The sequence below is a fragment of the Mesorhizobium sp. B2-4-2 genome (assembly GCF_006442845.1).
Taxonomy (GTDB): Bacteria; Pseudomonadota; Alphaproteobacteria; order Rhizobiales; family Rhizobiaceae; genus Mesorhizobium.
Genome location: NZ_VFVM01000002.1, coordinates 37667 through 58192, shown reverse-complemented (window position 1 = coordinate 58192; position 20526 = coordinate 37667). Strand labels below are relative to the sequence as shown.

The 20526-nt window shown below is 63.2% G+C and carries 21 protein-coding genes; 5 read left to right on the top strand and 16 right to left on the bottom strand.

Going from position 1 to position 20526, the window contains the following annotated elements; genetic code table 11:
• Positions 1-54 precede the first annotated feature (54 nt).
• The gene (gene grpE / locus FJ942_RS03920) at positions 55-690 is read right to left on the bottom strand and encodes a nucleotide exchange factor GrpE (protein WP_140897251.1); all 636 of its coding nucleotides are present in this window, start codon (positions 688-690) and stop codon (positions 55-57) included.
• 239 nt (positions 691-929) lie between these two features.
• Here grpE and FJ942_RS03915 point away from each other — a divergent pair, with 239 nt between their 5' ends.
• Positions 930-1130 carry a hypothetical protein gene (locus tag FJ942_RS03915; protein ID WP_140500234.1) on the top strand — a complete coding sequence of 67 codons (201 nt, stop codon included), beginning with the start codon at positions 930-932 and terminating at the stop codon, positions 1128-1130.
• Positions 1131-1295: 165 nt separating this feature from the next.
• Entirely contained in the window at positions 1296-2318 is a 1023-nt protein-coding gene (locus tag FJ942_RS03910) for a fatty acid desaturase (protein WP_140897250.1), read from the top strand.
• Positions 2319-2425: 107 nt separating this feature from the next.
• Here FJ942_RS03910 and FJ942_RS03905 read toward each other — a convergent pair whose 3' ends face one another.
• The 5 genes from FJ942_RS03905 to cysG form a co-directional block, all read right to left on the bottom strand.
• The gene (locus tag FJ942_RS03905) at positions 2426-2959 is read right to left on the bottom strand and encodes a DUF934 domain-containing protein (protein ID WP_140500236.1); all 534 of its coding nucleotides are present in this window, start codon (positions 2957-2959) and stop codon (positions 2426-2428) included.
• A 161-nt stretch (positions 2960-3120) separates the two neighbouring features.
• On the bottom strand, positions 3121-3885 hold the full coding sequence (locus FJ942_RS03900) for a phosphoadenylyl-sulfate reductase (protein WP_140500238.1): 765 nt from the start codon (positions 3883-3885) through the stop codon (positions 3121-3123).
• Positions 3860-5530, bottom strand: coding sequence for a nitrite/sulfite reductase (locus FJ942_RS03895; RefSeq protein ID WP_140513763.1), 1671 nt, complete (start codon positions 5528-5530; stop codon positions 3860-3862). The genes FJ942_RS03900 and FJ942_RS03895 overlap by 26 nt, the downstream gene beginning before the upstream one ends.
• 48 nt (positions 5531-5578) lie before the next feature.
• Entirely contained in the window at positions 5579-5872 is a 294-nt protein-coding gene (locus tag FJ942_RS03890) for a DUF2849 domain-containing protein (RefSeq protein WP_140500242.1), read from the bottom strand.
• Positions 5869-7314 (bottom strand): siroheme synthase CysG, encoded by a 1446-nt coding sequence (gene cysG / locus FJ942_RS03885; protein ID WP_140897249.1) that lies wholly within the window; start codon positions 7312-7314, stop codon positions 5869-5871. Before cysG ends, FJ942_RS03890 begins: the two co-directional genes overlap by 4 nt.
• Before the next feature lie 432 nt (positions 7315-7746).
• Here cysG and FJ942_RS03880 point away from each other — a divergent pair, with 432 nt between their 5' ends.
• Together FJ942_RS03880 and FJ942_RS03875 are read left to right on the top strand one after the other, a co-directional pair.
• Positions 7747-8196 carry a host attachment family protein gene (locus FJ942_RS03880; RefSeq protein WP_140513765.1) on the top strand — a complete coding sequence of 150 codons (450 nt, stop codon included), beginning with the start codon at positions 7747-7749 and terminating at the stop codon, positions 8194-8196.
• Positions 8197-8411: 215 nt separating this feature from the next.
• Entirely contained in the window at positions 8412-10196 is a 1785-nt protein-coding gene (locus FJ942_RS03875) for a cation:proton antiporter (protein WP_140897248.1), read from the top strand.
• 134 nt (positions 10197-10330) lie between these two features.
• Here FJ942_RS03875 and FJ942_RS03870 read toward each other — a convergent pair whose 3' ends face one another.
• Both FJ942_RS03870 and FJ942_RS03865 read right to left on the bottom strand, forming a co-directional pair.
• Positions 10331-10768, bottom strand: coding sequence for a VOC family protein (locus FJ942_RS03870; protein WP_140657282.1), 438 nt, complete (start codon positions 10766-10768; stop codon positions 10331-10333).
• A gap of 90 nt (positions 10769-10858) precedes the next feature.
• Positions 10859-11668 (bottom strand): helix-turn-helix transcriptional regulator, encoded by an 810-nt coding sequence (locus FJ942_RS03865; protein ID WP_140897247.1) that lies wholly within the window; start codon positions 11666-11668, stop codon positions 10859-10861.
• A 143-nt stretch (positions 11669-11811) separates the two neighbouring features.
• Here FJ942_RS03865 and FJ942_RS03860 point away from each other — a divergent pair, with 143 nt between their 5' ends.
• The gene (locus FJ942_RS03860; protein WP_140897246.1) at positions 11812-12732 is read left to right on the top strand and encodes a zinc-binding dehydrogenase; all 921 of its coding nucleotides are present in this window, start codon (positions 11812-11814) and stop codon (positions 12730-12732) included.
• Between the two features lie 27 nt (positions 12733-12759).
• Here the strand turns inward: FJ942_RS03860 and FJ942_RS03855 are convergent, their stop codons facing one another.
• From FJ942_RS03855 to FJ942_RS03820, 8 genes are all read right to left on the bottom strand, one after another.
• A complete protein-coding gene (locus FJ942_RS03855; protein WP_140500256.1) occupies positions 12760-13512 on the bottom strand; it encodes an SDR family oxidoreductase in 753 nt (250 codons plus the stop codon).
• Positions 13513-13562: 50 nt separating this feature from the next.
• Positions 13563-15827, bottom strand: a complete 2265-nt coding sequence (locus FJ942_RS03850; RefSeq protein WP_140897245.1) for a transglycosylase domain-containing protein — start codon at positions 15825-15827, stop codon at positions 13563-13565.
• 219 nt (positions 15828-16046) lie between these two features.
• Positions 16047-17123 (bottom strand): type I restriction enzyme HsdR N-terminal domain-containing protein, encoded by a 1077-nt coding sequence (locus FJ942_RS03845; RefSeq protein ID WP_140558373.1) that lies wholly within the window; start codon positions 17121-17123, stop codon positions 16047-16049.
• Between the two features lie 185 nt (positions 17124-17308).
• Entirely contained in the window at positions 17309-17455 is a 147-nt protein-coding gene (locus FJ942_RS03840) for a hypothetical protein (protein WP_140500260.1), read from the bottom strand.
• A 23-nt stretch (positions 17456-17478) separates the two neighbouring features.
• A complete protein-coding gene (locus FJ942_RS03835; protein ID WP_140500262.1) occupies positions 17479-17733 on the bottom strand; it encodes a GlsB/YeaQ/YmgE family stress response membrane protein in 255 nt (84 codons plus the stop codon).
• A gap of 110 nt (positions 17734-17843) precedes the next feature.
• On the bottom strand, positions 17844-18047 hold the full coding sequence (locus FJ942_RS03830; protein WP_140522542.1) for a hypothetical protein: 204 nt from the start codon (positions 18045-18047) through the stop codon (positions 17844-17846).
• A gap of 83 nt (positions 18048-18130) precedes the next feature.
• Positions 18131-18751: a ribonuclease D gene (locus FJ942_RS03825; protein WP_140500266.1), complete on the bottom strand. Its 621-nt coding sequence runs from the start codon at positions 18749-18751 to the stop codon at positions 18131-18133.
• A 148-nt stretch (positions 18752-18899) separates the two neighbouring features.
• Positions 18900-20282 (bottom strand): M20/M25/M40 family metallo-hydrolase, encoded by a 1383-nt coding sequence (locus tag FJ942_RS03820; RefSeq protein ID WP_140897244.1) that lies wholly within the window; start codon positions 20280-20282, stop codon positions 18900-18902.
• Between the last annotated feature and the right edge of the window lie 244 nt (positions 20283-20526).

Here is a 20526-nt window from a genome sequence, read left to right as displayed (position 1 = left end):
TGATACGCCCCTTAGTGCCTTAGTGCCTTAGTGCCTTATTCCCTATTCCCCTAACTACGCGTCCTTCTCCGTCTGCTCGTTGACGGGCCCCGGCTCGACCGGCGCTTCGCCGGCGGCGATTTTCGGGCCGCCCTTGGCAACGCCGACCATGGCCGGGCGCAGCACCCGCTCCCCGATCGAATAGCCCGGCTGCACGACCTGCACCACCGTGTTGGCCGGCACATCGGGATTGGGCACTTCGAACATGGCCTGGTGGAAATTGGGATCGAACTTCTCGCCTTCCGGCGCGAGCTTCTTGACGCCGTGCCGCTCCAGTGCGGACAGCATGGCACGCTCGGTGAGATCGACGCCGTCGATCAGCGCCTTGAAACCCGCATCGCCGGACGCCTTGGCCTCGGCGGGAATAGCGTCCAGCGCGCGGCGCAGATTGTCCGAAACCGACAGCATGTCGCGGGCGAAGTTCGCGACCGCATAGGTACGCGCGTCATGCACGTCGCGCGCGGTGCGGCGACGCAGGTTCTCCATCTCGGCCGCAACGCGAAGCGCCCTGTCCTTCAGCTCTTCATTCTCCTTCAGGAGCCGCACAACCGCTTCATAATCGCCATCGACGCCACCTTCCGTGCGCTCGGCATTGGCTTCGGTCGCCTCAATTTCGTCGGGCGCGCGTTCGTCTTTTGCCTGGTCGCTCATCGCCGTTTCCCATCATCTCGAATAGTGTAGATTTTGAGCCCGATATCGAGGTTTGGTGGGCAAAAATCAAGGGGTAAGCGAAGGCACGCGCCCAGCCGTTCAAACCGAATGGCGATCAGTGCGATGCTTCGATTTTAATTCAAACTTTACCATAGCTTCCACCTTTGCTTGCCCCGGCGGCGCGATCGGGGAACCATTTGCTGGCTGGAGGATTTTCGAACCGACACAGGATTTTTGAAATGACACCCCGCGACAAGGGCGAAAAGAAAGATCGGATCGCCGCCGAAATCCGGCGCCAGCTAGGCACGGCGGCGGTGAGACGCTTTCTGCATGCGCTGCCGGCCTTTCGCGCCGAGAAAGACATTCCCGACCGCTTCCGGGACCAACTCGAACGTCTCGACGGCCTGGAAAACAGCATGGCTGGCGGCGCGCGCCATTGATGCATGTGACCGGATGCGATCCGGGTTGGCAGAGTTGCAAGGGTTAGAACAGAACCTGAAGTCGCGGCCTGGATCGAGGATCCCGCGCCCCATCGCGACAATTACGCGCGGTAATTTCTCGTGATTAGCCTTGCGGGAGCCGGGCCCCTCCGCCTATGCTTCATGATGAACATGATTTCCCCTGAGACTGCCGCCAACAGTAAGCGCGCCTGGTTGAAGATCCTGGCGCGCTACAAGAAGCCGGACAGGCGGCGCAGCGCCGTCGAACTGGCGATCACCCTGATCCCTTTCGCAGCACTCTGGGCGCTGTCCTCGATCGCCTTTGCCTATGGCCATTGGTGGGGGCTGGTGCTGATCTTGCCGGCGGCGGGCTTCCTGGTGCGGATTTTCATGATCCAGCACGATTGCGGGCACGGATCTTTCTTCGCCAACCGCACCGCCGATGACTGGATAGGCCGCGTCCTGGGCGTGCTTACGCTGACGCCTTATGATTGCTGGCGGAGTGCTCATGCCACCCATCATGCCAGCGCGGGTAATCTCGACGAGCGCGGCGTTGGCGATATCAAGACGTTGACGGTCGCGGAGTACCGGCGGATGTCCTGGAGAGGTCGCCTCGCCTATCGTCTCTATCGCCATCCCTTGGTCATGTTCGGACTGGGGCCGATATGGCTCTTCATCTTCGAGCAAAGGCTGCCGGTCGGGATGATGCGCGGTGGCCTGAAGCCCTGGGTATCCTCGATGGCCACCAACCTCGCCATCGTTCTGGCAGCGTCGATCCTGATATGGTTCGTCGGTATTGGCGCTTTTCTGGTCGTCCACCTGCCGATCGTCATCCTTGCCGGATCCGCCGGCATCTGGCTGTTCTATGTCCAGCACCAGTTCGAGGAGACCGAATGGGCGAAGGACGATGAGTGGGAGTTCCAGCGTGCCGCCTTGCACGGATCCTCCTATTATGACCTGCCGCCGGTGCTGAACTGGTTCACCGGCAACATCGGTGTCCATCATGTCCATCACCTCTCCGCGAAGGTGCCAGGCTACCGCCTGCAGGAAGTGCTGCGCGATTATCCGGAACTGCGCGGCATAGGCCGCATCACCCTTCTTGATAGCCTGCGCTGCGTCAAGCTGGCGCTGTGGGATGAAAACAGCGGCAAGCTGGTGTCGTTTCGCCAGGCACGGATGGCGGCGTAGCCATCTTCTGCCTGGCTCTGCTGTCCCCGATCCGCCGGCGGCACCTCCTGTCGTCGTGACGGGAGAGGACAGGCGGCCGCAAACCTGTCGCTGGAAGTGTCGTGACGTCAGCCGGCACGCAGCCGACGCCAGGAGTATTTTGGTCCCTTGGGCTTCGGCACGGCGGCAGGCTGGTAGTAGAGTCCCAATCCGCCGGTGCGGCCTTCGTCCAGCCGCTTCAAGAGCACGGGATTGGAGATTTCGAATTCATCGAAACCGAGCCGCAGCATATGCGGCAGTTGGTCGACCAGCACCTGGCCGGTGGCGCGCACGGCACCTTCGAAATGATGTCGGCTGCGCAGCAATTCGCCCTTTGAGAAGGAGCGGCCATCGCTGAACGACGGAAAAGCCAGCGCCACCAGCGACAGTTGGTCGAGCAGGCCAGCAATCCTTTCGAGCTGATCGCCGGGTTGCAGCACGACACCGATCCTTTCCTTGGCCGACCGGCGCACCTCCGGATCGAGATCGAGAAACGCCTGCAGCGGCAGGATGAAGCGGCCATTGCCGGACAGCGCTTCCGCGCCTTCGGCATGAGCCCACTCATCCTCCCGAAAACCCGTCGGGGTCCAGAGGCGGGTCTCCGGTATCGTCGGTTCAGTCATCGAAATTTCCTAAAATTCAAAGAGCTCAAGGGGGTGTGGAGATTCAAGCAGGCCCGAGTCGAAAACGGTAGCTTCCGAGAGCCGGAGCGGAGCGTACTTGTAGTACGTGAGCCCCCGAAGCCGCCGTTTGCAGGCCGGCCTCACCTGAATATCAGCATACCCTATAACGATGCGTCGGTCAGCGACTTCTCCAGTCCCGACAGGTGAATGCCGCACTCGGTCTTGGCATGGCCGGCCCAGCGGCCGCTGCGCGCGTCCTCGCCCGGCTGCACCGGCTGGGTGCACGGGAAGCAGCCGATCGACAGATAGCCATAGGCGACCAGCGGATTTTCCCGCAGTGCATGCGCGCGCATGTAGTCCGCCTGGTCCGACGTCGTCCAGTGCGCCAGCGGATTGATGCGGATACGTGGGCCGACCGCCTCGAACACCGGAAGTGCTGCGCGCGTCGAGGCCTGGAAGCGTTTGCGGCCGGTGAACCAGGCGCGGAAAGGCGCCACGCCCCGTGCCAGCGGCTCGACCTTGCGCACGTCGCAGCAGGCGTCGGTGTTGGTCTGGTGCAGATTGCCGGTCGGATCGATCCGCTCGAGTGCTGCCTCGTCGGGCTTGATCACCTGGATGTTGGTCAACCCGAAATCGGCGACCAGGGCGTCGCGATAGCCGAGCGTCTCCTCGAAATGCTTGCCAGTATCGAGAAAGATGACCGGCAGCGAGCGATCGACTTCGGAAATCATGTGCAGTAGCACGGCCGAATCGGCACCGAAGGAAGACACCGCGGCAATCTCATCGTGAAACAGGTCGCCTGCCGCGCGTTCGATGATGTCGAGCGGATTCAGGTGGCCGTAAAGCGCGTCAAACCCCGCCGCTTTGGCGGCGATGCCGTCATCGGCGTCGACGATAGGGTCAAGCGGCCTTGGCTTCGCCAGCATAGAGCGCCTCCTTGAACGGCGCGGGACCGACACGGCGGTAGGCGTCGATGAATTTCTCTTGTGAGTTGAGCCGAAGGCCGAGATAGGTCTCGACGATCTGCTCGATGGCGTCGGTGATCTCTTCCGACGAGAAGCCGCGGCCGATGATCTCGCCCACCGAAGTGTTCTCGTCGGCCGAACCGCCAAGCGTCACCTGGTACAGCTCGGTGCCTTTCTTTTCGACTCCGAGAATGCCGATGTGTCCGACATGGTGATGGCCGCAGGCATTGATGCAGCCGGAGATCTTCAGCTTCAACTCGCCGATCTCGCGCTGCCGCTCCAGCGAGGCGAAGCGACGCGAGATCTCCTGCGCGATCGGGATCGAACGCGCTGTGGCCAGCGCGCAATAGTCGAGGCCCGGGCACGAGATGATGTCCGATATCAGGTTCGAATTGGCGGTCGCCAGGCCGATATCGACCAGCGCGTCATAGACCGCCTTCAGGTCGGCGCGCGCCACATGCGGCAGGATCAGGTTCTGCTCGTGGCTGACGCGCAACTCGTTGTATCCATACTTCTCGGCGATATCGGCAATCGCTTCCATCTGGCTGTCGGTCGCATCGCCCGGCACTTCGCCGATACCCTTCAGCGAGATGGTCACCGCCGCATAGTCGGGGTGGCGATGCGTCACCACGTTCTGGTCGAGCCAATCCGAGAAGCCCTTGGAATCGAGGCGTGCCAGCTTTACAGCCTCGTCGCCGTCCGGCCGCGCGGTCAGCGCTGGTGGCGCGAAATAGGCGTCGATGGCGCGGATGTCTGCTTCCGGCAGCTTCAACTCGGCGTCCTTCAATTGCTGCCATTCCGCCTCGACCTGGCGCGTGATCTCCTCGACGCCGGTCTCGTGGACCAGGATTTTGATGCGCGCCTTGAACTTATTGTCGCGGCGGCCATGCAGGTTGTAAACGCGCAGGATCGCCGTGCAGTAGGACAAAAGGTCGGCTTCCGGCAGGAAATCGCGGATCTTCCTGGCGACCATCGGCGTGCGCCCCTGGCCGCCGCCGACATAGACGGCGAAGCCGAGCTCGCCGGCCGCGTTCTTCTTCAGGTGCAGGCCGATGTCGTGGGTCTGGATGGCGGCGCGGTCGCGCTCCGCGCCGGTTACCGCGATCTTGAACTTGCGCGGCAGGTAGGAAAACTCCGGATGAACAGATGACCACTGGCGCAGGATTTCCGCATAGGGACGCGGATCGGCGACCTCGTCGGCCGCCGCACCCGCGAAATGGTCCGCGGTGACGTTGCGGATACAATTGCCGCTGGTCTGGATGGCGTGCATCTCGACACTCGCCAGATCGGCCAGGATCGCAGGAATGTCGGACAGCGCCGGCCAGTGGAACTGGATGTTCTGGCGCGTGGTGAAATGGCCGTAGCCCTTGTCGTATTTGCGCGCGATGTGGCCGAGCATGCGCAACTGCTTGCCGTTCAGCGTGCCATAGGGCACCGCGATGCGCAGCATATAGGCGTGCAATTGCAGGTAGACGCCGTTCATCAGCCTGAGCGGCCGGAACTGGTCCTCGGTGATCTCGCCGGCGAGCCGGCGCTGGACCTGGTCGCTGAACTCGGCGACGCGGGCCTGGACAAAATCGTGATCGAACTCATCGTAGCGGTACATGCTTCGTCTTTCAGGGCGCGTCCGCCCGTGTTCACTTCCGGTCTGGGCTTACGCCGCCCGGGAGGCCTGCTTGCCAAGATCGTTGCGGATGGTCGGGCCCGCGGCGCGGATCTTCTCGCGCAACCGCACCGGCTCGACAACGCCGTTCACGATTTCGGCATCGATGAGGTTGACGTCGAGGACTTCGTTGTCGGCGTGGGCCTTGGCACCGATCGCTTCCAGGCGATCCTCGGCCGCCTTGTCATGGGCGAGGTCGGCATGGTCCGCCCTCTCGGCCCAGCCGCCGTCTGCGTACCAGACGGCGATGCCGTCGGCGAGCCGGTTGGCGGTCAGTATCTTCATTGCTGAACTCCCTCGGTGGCAGCTATGGGCGCACCTTCATGCCTGTGTGCCGCGAGCGGTTCGGACCGTTCGAAATTGGCGCCGGCGACCGCATCGCCGATGATGGTCATGACCGGACCTGAGAGATCGGCGCGCGCTTCCAACGACGGCAGGTCGGCAAGCGTGCCGTGGAAACGGCGGCGATTGCCGAGGCTGGCATTCTCGACCACGGCTACCGCCGTATCGGGCGAAAGCCCGGCCTCGATCAGCCGGCCGGCAACCTCTGCGGCCACCGAGCGGCCCATATAGACAGCAACGGTGGCACCCGAAATGGCAAGCTTGGCCCAGTCGGGCAGCGAATTGCCCTTGAGATCATGACCGGTGGTGAACACCATCGAGGAGGAAACCCCGCGCAGCGTCAGCGGCAATTCGAAATCGGCGGCGGCGGCGAAAGCAGCGGTGACGCCCGGAACCACCTCATAGGCCACGCCCGCATCACGCAGCGCCGCCATCTCCTCGCCGGCCCGGCCGAACACCAGGGGATCGCCCGACTTCAGCCGCACCACACGCTTGCCTTCGCGGCCAAGCTCGACCAGCAGCGCGTTGATCTCGGCCTGGCTCTTGGTGTGACAGCCCTTGCGTTTGCCGACCGCCAGCCGCTCGGCGTCGCGTCGGCCCACGGCGACGACAGCCTCCGGCACCAGCGCGTCGTGGACGATGACATCGGCCTCCATCAGCAGGCGATGCGCACGCAGCGTCAAAAGGTCCTCGGCACCGGGGCCCGCGCCAACCAGGGCGATATGGCCTGAAGCGGATGCAGCCGAACGCAGAAGATCGGCGGCTGCGTCATGCGCCTGCGAAAGCTTGCCAGCTTCGACGGCGCGCGCCGGCGCACCGCCGAAGAACTCGCTCCAGAACCGGCGGCGCGAATTGCCCCTGGGCAGGCTTTCAGCGGCGGCCCGGAACGACGCGGCGAGAGCCGCCAGCCTGCCCAACGAAGGCGACAGCATGCGGTCGATGCGGGCACGCAGCATCTGCGCCAGCACCGGCCCAGCGCCTTCCGTGCCGATGGCGATCGCGACCGGTGCGCGATTGACCAGCGCCGGGGTGAAAAAATCGCAAAGCTCCGGCCGGTCCACCGCATTGACGGGGATGCCGAGCCGGCGCGCATCCTGGACAACGCGCCGGTCGAGCGCCTCATCGCCGCTGGCAGCGAACACCATCACCGAGCCTTCCAGCCGGCTCGCCTCATAGGCCGCGATGTGGGTGGCGCCACTCTGCGCGATGAAGCCGAGCATGTCCGGTGAGGCGCTCTCCGCGACGATGCGCAGCGTAGCGCTGGACTGCCCAAGCAATCGTGCCTTGGCCAACGCTTCGTCGCCGCCGCCGACGATCGTTACGGCTTCGTCCTCGACCCGTACGAAGACGGGGAAGGCATTGAGCTTGGGGGCGGGCTGCGGCATGGATACGAACGGAATCCTGATCTGGTCTTCACTTCTACGCGTGGGCGCGAAAAAGCTGAAGAAACCCACTCGCGCATCACCTTCCGGGATGCAATCGCTTTTTCTAAAGGGCCGCGGCCAAGAGAAAAATATTCCACCTTGTTGCGGAGACCGGCATCAAGCCGCTGTCGCGGGCCTTGATTTCTCCTCTTTTTTGGGCCGAACGCGCTTTATGACAAAACCGTTTTTTCTAAATTCTACTAATTTAGTAGATTAAAGCTGCCTGGCGGTCGTGCGCGCGCCTCCACCTCGACGGAGCGTCCGTATGACCTGGCTTTTTGGCTGGAACATTACCGGATCGAGGCGCGTTCCTTCCGCATGCGCAATTCAAAATCATACCTGGCCGCGGCGTGAAGCCAAGCGTGGCGGCAGCGAAGGAAGGAGCCCGGCGTCATGAGCGCGATCAAGTTGAAGCACGGCATCTGGATCATGGTGGCCGACGGAGAAAAAGCGCTCTTCCTCAGAAATGCAGGTGACACCAAATTTCCGAACCTCGAAGTGGTGCAGGAAATGAGGCAGGACAACCCGCCAACGCGCGAGCAAGGCAGCGACAGTCCCGGTCGCTACAATGACGGCCCCTCGGTTCATCGCAGCGCGGTCGAGGAGACGGATTGGCATCGGATCGGCAAGGAGCGCTTTGCCGACGAACTCGCCGAACGGCTCTACAAGCTGGCTCATCGAGGCTCTTTTGACGAAATCATCCTCATCGCGCCGCCGCTCGTGCTCGGCGCGATGCGCAAGATCCTGCACAAGGAAGTCAGCGACAAGGTCAGCGCGGAAATTCCCAAGACGCTGACCAACCACGCGGTATTCGAGATCGAGGCCCTGTTGCGGGCAGCTTGATCGTTGGCGATCGAGCGCCGCCGTTGCGGCGCATGATTTCGGCTGACCTCGAATTCCGGCTTGCTTGCCCACCGGCGAGGTATTTGTCGCTTCACCGGCAATTCCCGGTTTTGCGGGGTTGCGTGGCCGACACTCAATCCACCATATTGCAAACAGGCGGCGGCTTCGGGCGGCGCATATCCTGCATCGCTGGCTTGAAAGGCGCTCCATAGACAATGCCGCATGACACTCCCCTTATCGCCACCATCGTAGCCGGTCTGGGGCTCGCTTTCGTCTTCGGCGCTCTCGCCAACCGCTTCCGCATTCCGCCGCTGGTCGGCTATCTCGTGGCCGGCGTGCTGGTTGGGCCGAACACGCCCGGTTTCGTCGCTGACGCCGGCCTTGCCAATGAGCTCGCCGAAATCGGCGTCATCCTGTTGATGTTCGGCGTCGGCCTGCATTTTTCGCTGAAGGATCTCCTGTCGGTCCGCGCCATTGCCGTGCCCGGCGCCATCGTCCAGATCGGCTTTGCCACGGCACTCGGCGCGGGGCTTTCCTGGATGCTCGGCTGGTCGGCGGGAGCAGGACTGGTCTTTGGCCTGGCGCTGTCGGTGGCCTCGACCGTGGTGCTGCTGCGCGCCCTGCAGGAGCGCCGCCTGATCGAGACCGAGCGCGGCCGCATTGCCGTCGGCTGGCTGATCGTCGAGGACCTGGCCATGGTGCTGGCCCTGGTGCTTTTGCCAGCGCTTGCCGGCGTGCTTGGCGGCCAGGAGCAGGCGGATGCCCATGCGAGCGGCCTGCTGTCGCTGCCCGCGAGCTACGGCATCTGGGGTGTCGTCGGCATCACGCTGGCCAAGGTCGCCGCCTTCGTCATCGTCATGCTGGTGGTAGGCCGCCGCGTCATTCCCTGGATCCTGCACTATGTCGCCCATACCGGCTCGCGCGAGCTGTTTCGGCTTTCGGTGCTGGCGGTAGCGCTTGGCGTCGCCTTCGGCGCGGCCAAGCTGTTCGGCGTCTCGCTGGCACTGGGCGCTTTCTTCGCCGGCATGATCATGAGCGAGTCCGAACTCAGCCACCGTGCCGCGGAGGAATCGCTGCCGTTGCGCGATGCCTTCTCGGTGCTGTTCTTCGTCTCGGTCGGTATGCTGTTCGACCCGTTCAGCCTGTTCAGCAACGGCTTGCCGATTCTGGCAACGCTCGCCATCATCGTCGTCGGCAAGTCGCTGGCGGCCTTCCTCATCGTCGTCGCCTTCGGTTATCCCCTGGCGACGGCGCTGATGATTTCGGCGAGCCTTGCCCAGATCGGCGAGTTCTCCTTCATCCTGGCCGAACTCGGCGTCGGGCTGAAACTGCTGCCCGAACAGGGGCGCGACCTCATCCTGGCGGGCGCCATCCTGTCGATCGTGCTCAACCCGGTGATGTTCCTGGTCATCGACTGGATGAAGCCATGGCTCGAGGCCCGCGCCGCCAGGACGGCGCCGCCTGTGGAGCCCAAACCGGTCGGCCCGGCGACGGAGCCCGGCCAGGTGGCTTCCGTCGCCTCGGCGGCGAAGCAGGAAGATGGGCCGCCGCCAAGAACAGCCCTTAGCGGCCACGCGATCCTGATCGGCTACGGCCGTGTCGGCAGTCTCGTCGGCGCTGCGTTGAAGGAAGCCGCCCTGCCCTTCCTGGTGGTCGAGGATGCCGACAAGACACTGGTGAAGCTCAAGGCCGAGGGCACCGAGACAGTGGCGGGCAACGCCGCCAATGCCGAAGTGTTTGCAGCCGCCAATCCCGAAGGCGCGAAACGGCTGATCCTGGCCATCCCCAATGCCTTCGAGGCCGGTCAGATCGTTCTGCGTGCGCGCGCCGCCAATCCCGCCATCAACGTCGTCGCCCGCGCCCATTCCGATGCCGAGGTCGAGCATCTCAAAGGGCTCGGCGCCGATACGGTGATCATGGGCGAACGCGAGATCGCGCGCGGCATCGTGGAAGAGGTGCTTGGTCACAAGCCGCGGGCGGCTGAACCGTCCGCCGCCTGAGCCGATCCTGCACGGACCTAATCCGTGCTTAGCGAGAACGCGGCCGACCGTGGAGGGCTGGACCTCGAACAGGTGGGGCGGCCTTGGACGCGCCCGCTGACATCGGCCACTCCTGCCATTTCTTCGTATTGCGCTCAACCGAGTTCTTGGGCGAGTCCGATGAGCAACCCCTCAGGCCCACGGATGTAGCAGAGCCGATACACGTCTTTATACTGGACTACTTCGCCTACGAGCTGCGCGCCGCGCGTGCGGAGCCTTTCAAGCGTCTCGTCGATGTCATCCACGGTGAACATGACGCGCAGGTACCCCAGGGCGTTGACCGGGGCGTTCCGGTGATCTGCGACGACAGGCGGCATGAGGAAGCGGGAGAGCTCGAGCCGGCTATGGCCGTCCGGTGTGCGCATCATGGCAATCTCGACATGCTGATCGCCCAGTCCGGTGACACGTCCGGCCCATTCTCCTTCGATCGTGGCCCGTCCTTCGAGCTCGAGGCCGAGTTCGCGAAAGAAATCAACCGCCTCTCCGAGGTCTTCGACGACGATTCCTACGTTGTCCATCCGCTTGAGCGCCATGTTTCCATCTCCAAGGTGTCGTTTGAATCTACAAGGCGTCGCCTGGTCCAACAATGGATGCTCGAGGTGCTCCGCCTGCAGCCAGGTTGATCACGCCACGAAGGCAGAGCCGCCATTTTGCGCGACGCTGCCGAGGTATTTTGCCGGCGGCTTGCCAAGCGCCTTCTTGAACATGGTGATGAAGGCGGTGACGGAATCATAGCCGAGATCGCCGGAGACCTGCTGCACGCTCGCACCGGAGGCAAGTTCTCGAATTGCGACGATCAGATGCAACTGCTGGCGCCAGCGTCCGAAGCTTAAGCCAGTCTCCTTCACGACGAGACGGGCGAGACTGCTCTCGCTGAGCGCAACCCGGCTGGCCCATTGCGACAATGTGCTGCGGTCGGCGGGATCCTGCGCCAACGCTTCGGCGATCCGCCTCAATCGTGGCTCGGATGAGATCGGCAGATGCAGCCGCTGGACAGGCATGCGCGGCAGCTCGGCAAGCAGCATCCTGATCAAAAGCGCATCCCTCGCCTCATCATCCCCCACGCCATCGGACAGTTCGATGATCAGTTCGCGCAGCAGCGGCGAGACCGAAAGGGTGCAGCACCGGTCCGGCAATTCGGCGGCTCCCGGCTCGATGTAGACGAAGAAGATCCGGGCGTTGGCGGTCGCGATATTGCTGTGCTCCATGTCGCCGGGAATCCACACCCCGCAATGCGGCGGCACCATCCACAGGCCGCTCGGGACGCGGCATGTGACGCCACCGCCGAGCGCGAAGACGAGTTGGCCTTTGCGATGCCGATGGGAGGGGACTTCGGCCCTGGTTTCGGTAACGTCGACGCGCACGGCGATTGCCGGTGCGAGGACGTCATCCACATTGAAATTGAGCCATGGGTAACGAAGAGGTTGTCTCATGATTGACGGCTTTTAGCGATTAAACGCCACGATAGCTAAATTCTTCAAGCTGGGAAGTCGATAGGTTCCAGCTTGCCCATGCACCCGGTTGATCAGGATGCCACCGCGCTTTGCATCCACAAACCAGCAGGAAGGTACGTCTCATGCTCGCCCTAGCCATATCTTCCGACAGCCCCGCCGGACTGACGCTTGCCGAGGTCGAGGACCCACGGCCTCTCGCAAACGAGGCGCTTGTCTCGGTCCACACAACCTCGTTGAATCGCGGCGAATTGCGCCTGCTCACCATACGCCCGGACGGCTGGATACCCGGCCAGGACATCGTCGGGATCGTCGAACGGCCAGCGGCCGACGGCTCCGGGCCAGCCGTGGGCGCCCGGGTCGCGGCTCTGGTCGACCAGGCGGGCTGGGCCGAACGCGTCGCGGTTTCGACCGACCGCCTCGCCGTCCTGCCGGATGACGTCAGCTTCGTTTCCGCGGCCACGCTTCCGGTCGCGGGCACGACCGCGCTCAGGACTTTGCACCATGGCGGCGACCTTGCCGGCCAGCGGGTCCTGATCACCGGCGCAAGCGGTGCGGTCGGCCGTTTCCAGCTCCAGATCGCGCGCGAACAGGGCGCGAGCGTGACCGCGGTCGCGGCCTCCCGGCATGGCGAGGATCTCCGCCGCCTGGGTGCCGGGCAAGTCGTCGAGTCGATCGAACTGGCTGAGGGGGCGTTCTCGCTGATCACCGAGTCGGTCGGCGGCCAAAGCCTCGCCCACGCGATCGAACGCGTCGCTCCTGGCGGGACGATCGTCATGTTCGGCTCGAGCAGTGGCGAACTCACGCCAATTGGGTTCCGCCAGTTCGTTCCGGGTCACGAGGGGGCGAGGCTTCAGACTTTCGCCTACTACACGTCTGGCGCGGGCATTGGCTCGGACATCGCCTCGCTGCTCGCTCTCGTTGCGGCCGGCCGGCTGGAAACCCGCGTCGCCCTGACCATGCCATGGACCGACATCGCCCAAGCCCTGGACGCTCTGCGACAGCGCAGCTTCAGCGGCAAGGCCGTTCTCACCATGACCGGATGAACGATCCCTAGGCTGAGACCTGCCCCATCACACGTGCTGGCCGCCATTAATGTGGATTTCCGAGCCGGTCACATAAGACGCCTGCCCGGAGCACAGGAAGAAGATGATGTCGGCGACCTCGGCCGTGGTGCCCAGCCGCCTGAGCGGAATGGTCTCGACGATCTTGTCCGTGCCCGGCGACAGGATCGCGGTGTCGATTTCGCCCGGCGCAATGGCGTTGACGCGGATCCCGTGCGGGCCGAAATCATGCGCCATCTCGCGCGTCAGCGAGCCGAGCGCCGCCTTCGATGTCGCATAGGCGGTGCCGGCGAAGGGGTGCACCCGGGTGCCGGCGATCGAGGTGACGTTGACGATCGACCCTTTCGCCGATGCCAGTTCCTTGAACAGCCCGCGCGCCAGCATGATCGGCGCGAAGAAATTGACCTGGAACACGTCGCGCCAGACATGCATCGGCGTGTCGATGGAGTTCATGCGGCTGTTGCCGTCCTTGAGCTTTGGCGAAATGCCGGCATTGTTGACCAGCGCGTGCAGCTGCCCGCCATGCGCCTCGAGCCGGTGGCGGATTTCGGAGACGGCGATGCCGACATCCTCCTGGTCGGCGAGATCGACCTTGATGTGGTCCTCGGGCCCGGCCGGCCACGGGCAATCCTCGGCAAATGCCTGGCGCGAGCAGGTGATGACGCGCCAGCCCTCGCGCGAGAAACGCTTGACCGTGGCATGGCCGATGCCACGGCTGGCGCCGGTCAGCACAATGGTCTTCCTGGTGTCGATCTCAGCCATGTCGGGAGGTGTAGCCGAACGGTGTGGCGCTGGCGAGAGGCGAGTTGCCGCTAGCCTCCGCCGAGAATGTCGAGGATCGAGGTCTGCCGCTTCTTGAGCGGACCGCCGACGCTGCCCGGCGGCACCGGATGTCTGACCGACGCGGTGGTTCCGGAATCGCCCGGCATATCGAAACCGTCGGCGTCGACGGTCTGGGCCGGGCGGGGCGCGCGAACCGGCGCTGGCTGCGCCGCGACGGCAGCGGGCGCCGACTGGCCGACAGGCGCTTGCGGCTTCGGAGCCGGCTGTGTCGCATCGGCCGACGGGATTTCGTCCGGCACGATCCTATCGGCCGGCGTCGACTTCCAGGTACCAGGCAGCGGCCGCACGGGCACGCCCTCATGCGCGGCGACCATGAACTCGTGCCAGGCCTGCGCCGGCAGCGCGCCGCCGGTGACCTTCTTCATCGGGCTGCCGTCGTCATTGCCGAACCATACGCCGGTGGTGAGATTGGCGGTATAGCCGACGAACCAGGCGTCGCGCGAATTCTGGCTGGTGCCGGTCTTGCCGGCCGACGGCCAGGTGAAGGCCGCCTTCCTGGCCGTGCCAATCTCCACCGTCCCGGTCATCATCGAGTTCATCATTCCGACGATCTCGGGCTTCACCACGCGCGGCGCGCTGCCGCTGCCGGCGTCGTACAGCACCTTGCCCTCGGCTGATGTCACGCGGCGGATGAAATGGATGTCCGGCTTGTAGCCGCCATTGGCGAAAGGCACATAGGCCGAGGTCAGCTCCAGCGGCGTCACTTCCGACGTGCCGAGCGCGATCGAGGTGTTGGCCTGCAAATCGGACTGGATGCCCATGCGATGCGCCGCCTCGACCACTGCGTCCGGCCCCACTTCCATGGTCAGCTGGGCCGCCACCGAGTTCAGCGACTTCGCCAAGGCGGTTGCCAGCGTCACCTTCCCGAAATACTTGCCGCCGTAATTGTCGGGTGTCCATTTGCCGATCTTGATCGGCGCATCGTTGCGCACGCTGTCGGGCGTGCGGCCGGCCTCGAGGGCGGCCATGTAGACGAACGGCTTGAACGCCGAACCGGGCTGCCGGCGCGCTTCCGAGGCGCGGTCGAACTGGCTGGTCGAATAATCATAGCCGCCGACCATGGCACGCACCGCGCCCGAATCGTCGATCGACACCAGCGCGCCCTGGGTGACGTTGAGCTTCTTGCCGCTTTCGTCGATCAGCCGGCGGATCGATTGTTCCGCGAGCTTCTGCAGGTTCAGGTCGACGGTGGAATCGATGACGATGTCGCCGCGCACGTCGCCGATCAGATCGGGCAGTTCTTCCATGATGGTGTCGGCGACGTAGTTTTCCGAGCCTGTCCAGTAGGACGGCGCGCGCGTCGCCGGCGCGCTCATCGCCGTGGTCAGTTCCTTGGCGCTGATCTTGCCTTCGTCGCGCATAGCGGCGAGCACCAGCTGCGCGCGGTCCTCGGCGGCCTTGGGATCGCGCGCCGGCGACAGTCGCGACGGCGCCTTCAGGAGACCGGCAAGCAGCGCCGCCTCCGACAAGGTGACATCGCGCGCGCTCTTGCCGAAATAACGGCGCGAGGCCGCTTCGACGCCATAGGCGCCCGAGCCGAAATAGACCCGGTTGAGGTACATTTCGAGGATCTGGTCCTTGGTGTGCTTGTGCTCCAGCCATAGCGCCAGCAGCACCTCCTGCACCTTGCGCTCCAACGTGCGGTCCGGCGTCAGGAACAGGTTCTTGGCCAATTGCTGCGTCAGCGTCGAACCGCCTTGCGAGAAATGCCCGCCGGCGAGGTTGGCGACCATGGCGCGCGACAGGCCGATCGGATCGACGCCGAAATGCGAATAGAAGCGGCGGTCCTCGATGGCGATGACCGCCTCGGGGATGTAGGGCGACATTTCGTGCAGGCCGACCGCCTCGCCGCCGCTCATGCCGCGATTGGCGAGCAGCTGGCCGTCGGCGGAGACGATCTTGATGTTGGGCGCGCGATCGGGGATCGACCAGGTCGTGGCCGCCGGCATCTTGGCGCCGTAGTAGACGACGACTCCGGCCACCGCGATGCCGCCCCAGATGGCCAGCACGAAGCACCAGTAGACCAGCCGGCCGAGCACGCCGAGCAGGCCGCGCCGGCTCCTGCCGCGCCCGGCACGCGATGACTTTGCCTTCGGCGATTTGCGTTTGGCGGAGGCTTTGCGGTTGCTGGGCACGACGCGGTCCTCCTCGCTCACCGAAAGACCTGTCTGGAATCTCGCTTGTGGCGGTCCCTCGAAACTGGGTTCGATGCGGCTGTCTCTGCGGTTCGCCATGCGCTGCGCTTGATATCCCGATGCCTATGGCGTTCGGGTTGCAGAGTAGATGCGGCGGTTTAAAGGCGGGTTAAGTCACCCGCTTCTGCGCAAAAGCCATATCAGGTGGCGAGAGCTCTCCCACCGCAGTGCCTGTCACATCTCACGCCTACATTCGGCGGACTTGTCGAACCACGACCCTCGGCATAGTTTTTTTCAGAGAGGCCCCCTGTACTACCCCTACGAAATAACTTCCGGCGCCAAAACATGTACAGGCGCTGTGTATTCCTTCGCGGTAGCCCTCAGGCGATCTGAATAATCATAGATCTCGTCAAGCGTGTCGATCTTCACTTTATTCTCTTTTTCACCATCAAAGAGTCCCAAATATTTTATGGAGCGATTGAACCACAACCGCGCGAGTGGTTTACGATTGTTATTATCGATCAAGATGCCGCAATAGCTTTTCTGATCCCTCATCACTACACGGGCAGGCTTCAAGGTGTCTCGCACGATCGCTCTTATGATCATGAATCCCTCGCGCTCCTCCTCCGTTGTAACGACCTCCTCGGCCTCTTCTCCCTCGACGCCGATCTCGGAAACCTCCGTTTCCGCTAACGCCGTTGACAATCTTGACTGAACAGACTCCCTCACAATTTCACGAAACGCGGCCTTCACCATAGGTGTGAACTGTTCTTTCACCTGGCTCGTAAAGCGACCTTGGTAGAGTCCTCCCGTCACCATCCGAACAAAGTCCTCGGGAGGGTTCTCCATGACGTTCGCGATCTCTTTCTTGATTGCAGACGTGTATTTCAGCCTATGTGCCGACTGAAGAATCCCGTCGATATTGAATTCAGCTTTGGCGAATTTTTTCAGCTCGGTAACGAGTTGCCCCTGCATGTCGGACAAGTCGAAGGTGAGAAACGGTCGATCATCGAGGCGATTGGGCGCAACCAAATCGGTATGGAAATGGAACGTTCGACCGTTTGTGAGAATTGCAAATTTTGCGTTCGTCACTGAAAAGTAGCGATAGAGCTGAGCTAGATGGACCTTTTCAAGCGTCATAGATATAGGTTTGCATTCAATAAGTATCCGGATCTCTCCGTCTAACTTGATTGCATAGTCGACTTTTTCCCCTTTTTTCCCAACAGCATCTGCGCAAAATTCAGGGATTACCTCGTCCGGATTGAAAACATCATAATCGAGGGCAGATAAGAATGGCAGGATAATCGCCGTTTTGAGTGCTTCCTCCGTGAGCATTGCGCTCGAATGGGTTCTGATCCGGTCCGCCAGTACACGCAGTTTTTCTTCAACGCTCATTGTCCCCTCCCAAGTATTCAAGGAGGATCACGCAAAAATAATAAAGACGCAAGATGGCAGACGATCGAACTTCAGGCTGGCAGTCGCCACGGGCTCAGATTTTGCCATGCATTTTTTGAAGCCGAGGCCAGGAACAACTAGGGTGTTCCGGTGGCGCCCCCCGTGGCAGCATGGCGAGGAACCGTTCAGTTCTGCTGGATCGAGATGCCCTTGTCGTCGATCTTGAGCTCCACGCCTTTCGGCTTGGTCTGTTCGCGGTAGACGTAGACGCCGAGCGCGATGACCACGACGACGAGCGCGCCAATGACGAGATAAAGCGTATTCTGTTTCATGGCGCGCTCCTCGGTGCCCGGCCTCAGGCTCGCTTCAGGACCCTGACCAGGATCAGCAGGATGATGGCGCCGATCGTGGCGTGGATGATCGAGGCGAGGATGCCGCCGCCGATGGACAAGCCGATCCGCGGGAACAGCCAGCCCGCGATGAACGCGCCGATGATGCCGACGATGATGTTGCCGATCAGGCCGAAGCCGAAACCGGAGACGATGAGACCGGCGAGCCAGCCGGCGATGGCACCGATGATGATAAAGACGAGCAGGCTTTCGACGCCCATGGCGATTTCCCTCCGAGCAAGAGGCGAGCGCGGAGCGGAAAGCCCCGAATCGGCCTCGATATCAACGGCTTCAGGCTATGCGAAAGCGGCCGGCCTCGCCAGCGGCCTGCTCATTGGTCGCCGTCGTCGCTCGCGGCGGGCCGCCAGCTCGTCGGCTCGACCTTCTTCTGCGTATCGCTGTCGATGTAGACCCACCAGCCGCCGTCCCGGTATTGCGCGATGGATTCGTTGAGCACGCCGTCGCCGTCCTTCCAGGTCACGGTGACCTTGGAACCGTCGGTGGGCGCGGTCGATATGGGCTTCCTGTCCGTCATGTCATCCCTCTTTTCGAGCCGACGGAACACGACGGCCGGCATCTGGTCCCGGACGGAACATCGGCGGCAGCGCCGCGACGCCGTCAGCTATGAGCGAAAATATCCTCTTCGTCCCAGCCCATGAGGTCAAGCTTGGCGCGTGTCGGCAGGAAGCGGAAACAGGCGTCGGCCTCTTTCGTGCGATCCTCGCGCGCCAGCCGCGCCGCCAGCACGTCGCGCAGCCGGTGCAGATAGAGCACGTCGGATGCGGCGTATTCGAGTTGTTCGGGCGACAGCGTTTCGGCCGCCCAGTCCGACGATTGCTGCGCCTTGGACAGGCCGACGCCCAGAAGCTCGAAGCAGATGTCTTTGAGACCATGCCGGTCGGTGTAGGTGCGGGTCAGCCGCGAGGCGATCTTGGTGCAGAATACCGGCTCGGGCATCACACCGAACGCATGGTAGAGCACGGCAAGGTCGAAGCGCCCATAGTGGAACAGCTTGGTCACGCTGTGGTTTCCCAAGAGCTTGACGAGGTTCGGCGCTTCCTTTTGGCCCGGCGCGATCTGGATGACGTCGGCGCTGCCGTCGCCGGGTGAAATCTGCACCACGCACAACCGGTCGCGATGCGGGTTCAGTCCCAGCGTTTCCGTATCGATGGCAACCGCCCCGACATTGTAGCGGGACAGGTCGGGCAGATCGTTTTTGTGGAAACGGATATCGCTCATCGTCTTCTCCGGGGTCGCGCTTTCGGCATCGCGCATCCATCGAGCGGACGCGCGCACTCCAGCACGTTGCGCTGGCAACCCGTCCTTGCCGTGATCGGTGGAAAAATCAACATAAACTTGATTTTCCCGCCCTTCGTGAGTTCCCGGCTCAGCGCGTCAGCGCGTCCAGAATGCGTGCCCAGGAGCGCTGGCCCTTGTGGAACGAACTCAACTCATACTTTTCGTTGGGCGAGTGGATGCGGTCGTCGTCGAGGCCGAAACCGACCAGCAGCGATTCCATGCCGAGATAGGTCTGGAAATCGCCGACCACGGGGATCGAGCCGCCGCTGCCGATCGTCACCGCCGGCTTCGGCCATTCGTCCGACAGCGCCGTCTTGGCCTTGGCCAGGAACGGCGAGTCGTAGGAAAGCTGGATTGCCGGCGAGCCGCCATGCGGGTGGAACCCCACCGAACAGTCGGCCGGAATGCGCTCCTTGACGAATTGCTGGAAGGCGGCGCGGATCTTCTTGGGATCCTGCTTGTGGACGAGGCGGAAAGATACTTTCGCCGAGGCCTGCGCCGCGATCACCGTCTTGAAGCCCTTGCCGGTATAGCCGCCGGTGATGCCGTTGAACTCGGCCGTCGGCCGTGCCCAGGTGAGTTCCAGCAGCGAGCGGCCCTTTTCGCCCGACGGGATCGACAGGCCGACGGGGCCAAGGAACGTCTCGGCCGTTTCGCCCAGCGTTTCCCATGATTTCAGGATCTGCGAGGGCGTTTCCTCGACGCCGTCATAGAAGCCCGGGATAGTGATATGGCCGTCCTTGTCGTGAATGTCGGCCAGCACCTTTGCCAGGATGCGGATCGGGTTGGCAGCGGCGCCGCCATAGAGACCCGAATGCAGGTCGCGGTCGGCGGCCTTCACGATGATCTCCTCGCCAACCAGCCCGCGCAGCCCCACGCAGATCGACGGCGTGTCGCGGTCCCACATGCTGGTATCGCAGACCAGCGCGAAATCGGCCTTGAGTTCATCGGCATTGGCCTCGAGGAAGGGCTTCAGCGACGGCGAGCCCGACTCCTCCTCTCCCTCGAACAGGATGGTAATGCGGCACGGCAGATTGCCATGCACCTGCTTCCAGGCCCGGCAAGCCTCGACGAAGGTCATCAACTGACCCTTGTCGTCGGCCGAGCCGCGCCCGGTGATCACCTTGTGGCCGGGCTCGATCTCCTTGACCGCCGGCGCGAACGGGTCGTTTTCCCAAAGCTCGATCGGATCGACCGGCTGTACGTCATAGTGGCCATAGAACAGCACATGCGGTGAACCGGCCGGCCCATCATGATGCGCAACCACCATCGGGTGGCCGGGCGTGTCGCGGACGCTGGCGTCGAAGCCGATCACCTTGAGTTCTTCCACCAGCCATTCGGCCGCCTTGCGGCAATCGGCGGCATAGGCCGGATCGGTGGAGATCGACCTGATCCGGAGCAGACCGAACAGGCGCTCCAGGCTCTGGTCGAGATTCTTGTCGAGACGGTCGAGAACGGGGGAAATTGACATTGATGAGCCTTTCGATTCAGTGCCGGAACCCTAAAGGCAGAGCGGACAAACGAAAAGCCCGGGACCATTGGACCACGGGCTCCAAGCGCGTATTCGAACAAAAAAGACCGCCGTGGTGGAGGGGGAACCACGGCGGCCCTTCTACTCGAAACGATGCGGCAGCCCGGAGAGGGGGGATAGGCTGCCGCAGGTGTCCGGGATAGGCGGGGGACGGGCCTTGCTCCGGACGTCGGCGAAAATTGCC

Bases quoted from the DNA above. Each gene is read 5' to 3' on its own strand.
- grpE (WP_140897251.1), bottom strand. From the start codon at position 690: ATGAGCGACCAGGCAAAAGACGAACGCGCGCCCGACGAAATTGAGGCG.
- FJ942_RS03915 (WP_140500234.1), top strand. From the start codon at position 930: ATGACACCCCGCGACAAGGGCGAAAAGAAAGATCGGATCGCCGCCGAA.
- FJ942_RS03910 (WP_140897250.1), top strand. From the start codon at position 1,296: ATGAACATGATTTCCCCTGAGACTGCCGCCAACAGTAAGCGCGCCTGG.
- FJ942_RS03905 (WP_140500236.1), bottom strand. From the start codon at position 2,959: ATGACTGAACCGACGATACCGGAGACCCGCCTCTGGACCCCGACGGGT.
- FJ942_RS03900 (WP_140500238.1), bottom strand. From the start codon at position 3,885: ATGCTGGCGAAGCCAAGGCCGCTTGACCCTATCGTCGACGCCGATGAC.
- FJ942_RS03895 (WP_140513763.1), bottom strand. From the start codon at position 5,530: ATGTACCGCTACGATGAGTTCGATCACGATTTTGTCCAGGCCCGCGTC.
- FJ942_RS03890 (WP_140500242.1), bottom strand. From the start codon at position 5,872: ATGAAGATACTGACCGCCAACCGGCTCGCCGACGGCATCGCCGTCTGG.
- cysG (WP_140897249.1), bottom strand. From the start codon at position 7,314: ATGCCGCAGCCCGCCCCCAAGCTCAATGCCTTCCCCGTCTTCGTACGG.
- FJ942_RS03880 (WP_140513765.1), top strand. From the start codon at position 7,747: ATGAGCGCGATCAAGTTGAAGCACGGCATCTGGATCATGGTGGCCGAC.
- FJ942_RS03875 (WP_140897248.1), top strand. From the start codon at position 8,412: ATGCCGCATGACACTCCCCTTATCGCCACCATCGTAGCCGGTCTGGGG.
- FJ942_RS03870 (WP_140657282.1), bottom strand. From the start codon at position 10,768: ATGGCGCTCAAGCGGATGGACAACGTAGGAATCGTCGTCGAAGACCTC.
- FJ942_RS03865 (WP_140897247.1), bottom strand. From the start codon at position 11,668: ATGAGACAACCTCTTCGTTACCCATGGCTCAATTTCAATGTGGATGAC.
- FJ942_RS03860 (WP_140897246.1), top strand. From the start codon at position 11,812: ATGCTCGCCCTAGCCATATCTTCCGACAGCCCCGCCGGACTGACGCTT.
- FJ942_RS03855 (WP_140500256.1), bottom strand. From the start codon at position 13,512: ATGGCTGAGATCGACACCAGGAAGACCATTGTGCTGACCGGCGCCAGC.
- FJ942_RS03850 (WP_140897245.1), bottom strand. From the start codon at position 15,827: ATGGCGAACCGCAGAGACAGCCGCATCGAACCCAGTTTCGAGGGACCG.
- FJ942_RS03845 (WP_140558373.1), bottom strand. From the start codon at position 17,123: ATGAGCGTTGAAGAAAAACTGCGTGTACTGGCGGACCGGATCAGAACC.
- FJ942_RS03840 (WP_140500260.1), bottom strand. From the start codon at position 17,455: ATGAAACAGAATACGCTTTATCTCGTCATTGGCGCGCTCGTCGTCGTG.
- FJ942_RS03835 (WP_140500262.1), bottom strand. From the start codon at position 17,733: ATGGGCGTCGAAAGCCTGCTCGTCTTTATCATCATCGGTGCCATCGCC.
- FJ942_RS03830 (WP_140522542.1), bottom strand. From the start codon at position 18,047: ATGACGGACAGGAAGCCCATATCGACCGCGCCCACCGACGGTTCCAAG.
- FJ942_RS03825 (WP_140500266.1), bottom strand. From the start codon at position 18,751: ATGAGCGATATCCGTTTCCACAAAAACGATCTGCCCGACCTGTCCCGC.
- FJ942_RS03820 (WP_140897244.1), bottom strand. From the start codon at position 20,282: ATGTCAATTTCCCCCGTTCTCGACCGTCTCGACAAGAATCTCGACCAG.